This is a genomic window from Cupriavidus sp. 05N40, from assembly GCF_056397305.1.
Window position 1 is genome coordinate 1 of record NZ_JBFTND010000390.1, and the last position, 3,110, is coordinate 3,110.

General features: G+C 61.6%; 4 protein-coding genes and 1 pseudogene. 3 read left to right on the forward strand and 2 right to left on the reverse strand.

Annotation, left to right across the window (positions count from 1 at the left end):
* Positions 1-260, reverse strand: a pseudogene (locus tag AC1DO7_RS40620) (glyoxalase III HchA); the annotation flags it as partial.
* Between the two features lie 93 nt (positions 261-353).
* Positions 354-1,343 carry an enoyl-CoA hydratase/isomerase family protein gene (locus AC1DO7_RS40625; protein ID WP_441622776.1) on the reverse strand — a complete coding sequence of 330 codons (990 nt, stop codon included), beginning with the start codon at positions 1,341-1,343 and terminating at the stop codon, positions 354-356.
* Positions 1,344-1,730: 387 nt separating this feature from the next.
* On the opposite strand from AC1DO7_RS40625, the gene AC1DO7_RS40630 reads away from it, so the two are divergent.
* The 3 genes from AC1DO7_RS40630 to AC1DO7_RS40640 all read left to right on the forward strand — a co-directional run bounded on the left by AC1DO7_RS40630 (position 1,731) and on the right by AC1DO7_RS40640 (position 3,002).
* Positions 1,731-1,925, forward strand: coding sequence for a hypothetical protein (locus AC1DO7_RS40630; RefSeq protein WP_441622778.1), 195 nt, complete (start codon positions 1,731-1,733; stop codon positions 1,923-1,925).
* Between the two features lie 385 nt (positions 1,926-2,310).
* Complete coding sequence (locus AC1DO7_RS40635) at positions 2,311-2,583, forward strand: type II toxin-antitoxin system Phd/YefM family antitoxin (protein WP_441622780.1); 273 nt, start codon at positions 2,311-2,313, stop codon at positions 2,581-2,583.
* Positions 2,577-3,002: a type II toxin-antitoxin system VapC family toxin gene (locus tag AC1DO7_RS40640; protein ID WP_441622782.1), complete on the forward strand. Its 426-nt coding sequence runs from the start codon at positions 2,577-2,579 to the stop codon at positions 3,000-3,002. Before AC1DO7_RS40635 ends, AC1DO7_RS40640 begins: the two co-directional genes overlap by 7 nt.
* Positions 3,003-3,110: the final 108 nt, after the last annotated feature.

Sequence of the window (3,110 nt, forward strand, 5' to 3'; positions counted from 1 at the left end):
AGGTGATACATGGGCAGGAGGGTCTCGACGGGATGGTTGCCAGTCGAAAAGAAGGTACCGTTTCCGGTCAGCAGATAGCGCTCATCCGCGGCGACTAGCAGTACTTTCCAGCGGCCGCCCTGATAAGCGTCCGGATAGTCGGCATCGGAGAGATCAGACTTTGGCGATGTGAATTGTGCGAGTGAGTAAGGGGAGGGAAAGAACGCCTTGCGCTCGGCTGGATCAGGCGTCGGCTGCTTGCTGTCGGTCTGGGACGTCATGATGGGCTTCCTTCTGAAAGAATAACGGGTTTTGGAGCTTGGTTTTTACCGGCTTTTGCACCGGCAGCCACCGTTCGGAGGCAGGTCGATCGCTTAATCGGCGGGCGGCAGCTTCGCGGAGAGTTCGGGGAAGTGGAGTTCGCCTTCGTAGGTCTCGGCGCCGGCTTTTAGTATCGCCTTCACGCGCGCCTGTATCGCTTCGTTGGCTACGCAAAGATCGGCCTCGTGCGCTTCTACCAACAACCCTTCGGAGAAGGAGGTGTCCGACCCCATGTCCACGGCCTTTTTCAGGTGGGCGATCGTGGTCGGGGGGAAGGTCGCAATGCGGCGTGCGAGCTTGTCCACGAATGGCCCCAGTTCCCCGGCCGGCAGTGCACGATTGATATAGCCGTAGTGGTCGGCCAGTTCCGCCGAGAAGTCTCCGCCGACCAGCAGCACCTCGAGGGCGCGTGCGCGCCCCATGCGCCGCGGCAGGCGCTGTGTATTGCCGCCGCCAGGGACGAGTCCGCAGACGACTTCCGGTTGGCCGAACACAGCCTTGCCGGTCGCGGCGAAACACATGTCCGCGGCTAGCGCGATCTCGCAGCCGCCGCCACGGGCGATGCCTTCGACCTTGGCGATCACAGCCTTGGGCATGTTGCGCAGGCGCTCGCCAAGCATCTGGGTCAGGCGGAAGGTGCGTGTATTCGAAGTCGTCTTCGGCGCCGAGCCGACACGGTGCAGGCCTGAGTGCGCGATAAAGAACTTCGGCACGGCGCTCTGCAGGATGACGACGCGTACGCTCGCATCCTGTTCCAGTTGTCGGGTCAGCCCGTCGAACTCCTCCGACAGGACCTCGTCGAGCAGGTTGAACGGCGGGTAGTTCAACGTAACGGTGGCGACGCCGCGGTCCTGGGTGACCTGGATATGCTTGTAATCGGCGTAGTTCGCACCGCCCCCCTGGGGCGGTGCGGCGCTTTCGGCCGCAGCCTCAGCCTCGGACGAGGCGAGCAATACGCCCGGCGCGAGTGTTGCGGCACCGATGGACTGGACGAAGGAACGTCTTGAGATTGTCGACATGGCAGGCTCCTTGGTTGAATTCATCTCGCGCCTGCCGGGCCAGGCTCGGCCCGCAGTTCGCGGCGGAGTCGAGTAACGCGATTGCCCTCCACCTGCGCGCCGCGGTTTCCCCAGGCGCTCCGGATGAAGGTGGCTAGGTCAGCGATTTCGGCATCACTGAGACGGAAATCGAGGGCAGGCACGAATGCTTGGAACTACACGTGTCACTCTCAGGCCTGCGATTCCCTTCGCGAGTCGTTGCTTGTGGGAAGGCGAGATTCGTCGTCAGCTTGAAGAAACAAGCATCGCCAACGCAATGATCCGCGTATCGTTGCGGCGTTGGCAAGGATCCTCCCTAAGTGGGGGGGGTAGTCCAGTCCAGGTCTTCGGCAATGTAGGCGCAAGAAGCTGGCGCCGCCGCGAACGCGAGCCATGCCCTTCCTGCAGGGTGTCCAAGCGGAGTTGCGTGCGGCGGGTATGCAGTACCTGTCCGTCCAGATTCCAGTGATGCTGGCGCTCGCCCTGCATAGCGCGGGGCAGCATGCGGAGGCCGTGCAGGCCATGCGCGCCGCGCTCGCGTATGGCCAGAAGGGGCTGGGTAACCAGAATATGACCGGCGTGGTGTAGTTGTTCACGGGGCCCTGAGTGGCGCTACGCGCCAGCTCGTGCATGACCCCGAGTATCGGCGCTGGTCTCGAACAGCAGGTCTCGCAGCCAACGATGCGCAGCGTCGCGATGCGTGCGTTCGTGCCAGGCGGCGGTTCTGGGTAAAGCCGGGGATTTCGATCGGCGGTTCGAACACAGTCAATCCCGCCATGCCTGCAACTCGTAGCCCAGCTCCAACCCCGTCAGCTATGCCCGGAATGATCTCGAGAACTGATCCAGGTGCCGTTCCGAATCCCCGCCCTCGGTGTCGCGGAAACAAGGGGCGCGCCTTGACTTGGAACTTCTGCTTGATTCCCTCTCCTAATGTACAATTGAAATGTACACATCAAGCAAGGAGCACCTTTCCATGCAGACTATCCCGTTCTCTGAGGCAAGAGCGCATCTCGCCGATGCGCTCCGCGGAGTGGAAGTGGCACAAGAGCCCCTGGTGATCTCCCGGCGCGGGCAGGCTGCCGGCGTCTTGATGTCGTGGTCACAATATCGGCAGCTGGTTGGGTCTTCCTCTGGCTTTTCTGCGCGTTTGACCGAGTGGCGCCAAAGACATGTGACAGGGGAGGATGAGACCGATCCCTTCGCGCAATTACGTCAACCCGATGGGGGAAGAGAATTCTCATGGTGAGCGCCGTGAGCTGGTTGCTGGACATCAACATTGTTTCAGAGGCCATGCGGCCGAGACCAGACGTCGCGGTAATGGAAAATTTGGCCCGCTACGAGGGGGAGCTAGCCATTTCAGCCCCGGTCTGGCACGAGCTCCGTTTTGGTTGGTTGCGCATGCCGGATGACCAACGGAAGGACGCTATTGGCCGTTTTGTGCAAGATGTCGTGGGCACTTTGCCAGTCTTGCCTTATGACGCTGCCGCAGCGCGGATCCACGCAGAGCTGCGCCAGTCGCGCGAGCGGGCTGGATTCACATTGCCATTCGTGGATGGGCAGATTGCATCGGTTGCGATAGCGCACGGGCTAACCCTGGTGACGCGTAATACGAAGGATTTTGCGGAGTTGGCTGGTTTGCGGCTGGCGAACTGGTTCGGCCTCTGAATGCCGCTACGCGTCGATTTGCATCCCGTCGGCTAACGGGAGCGTCACCGATCGGCCTGTTTACTCCAAGCTGCCTTACAGAACACAGATCGCACGCGCCACTTAAAG

What these genes read in the sequence shown, in the direction of transcription:
- AC1DO7_RS40635 (WP_441622780.1), top strand. Translation starts at nt 2,311, where the DNA reads ATGCAGACTATCCCGTTCTCTGAGGCAAGAGCGCATCTCGCCGATGCG.
- AC1DO7_RS40630 (WP_441622778.1), top strand. Translation starts at nt 1,731, where the DNA reads ATGCCCTTCCTGCAGGGTGTCCAAGCGGAGTTGCGTGCGGCGGGTATG.
- AC1DO7_RS40640 (WP_441622782.1), top strand. Translation starts at nt 2,577, where the DNA reads ATGGTGAGCGCCGTGAGCTGGTTGCTGGACATCAACATTGTTTCAGAG.
- AC1DO7_RS40625 (WP_441622776.1), bottom strand. Translation starts at nt 1,343, where the DNA reads ATGAATTCAACCAAGGAGCCTGCCATGTCGACAATCTCAAGACGTTCC.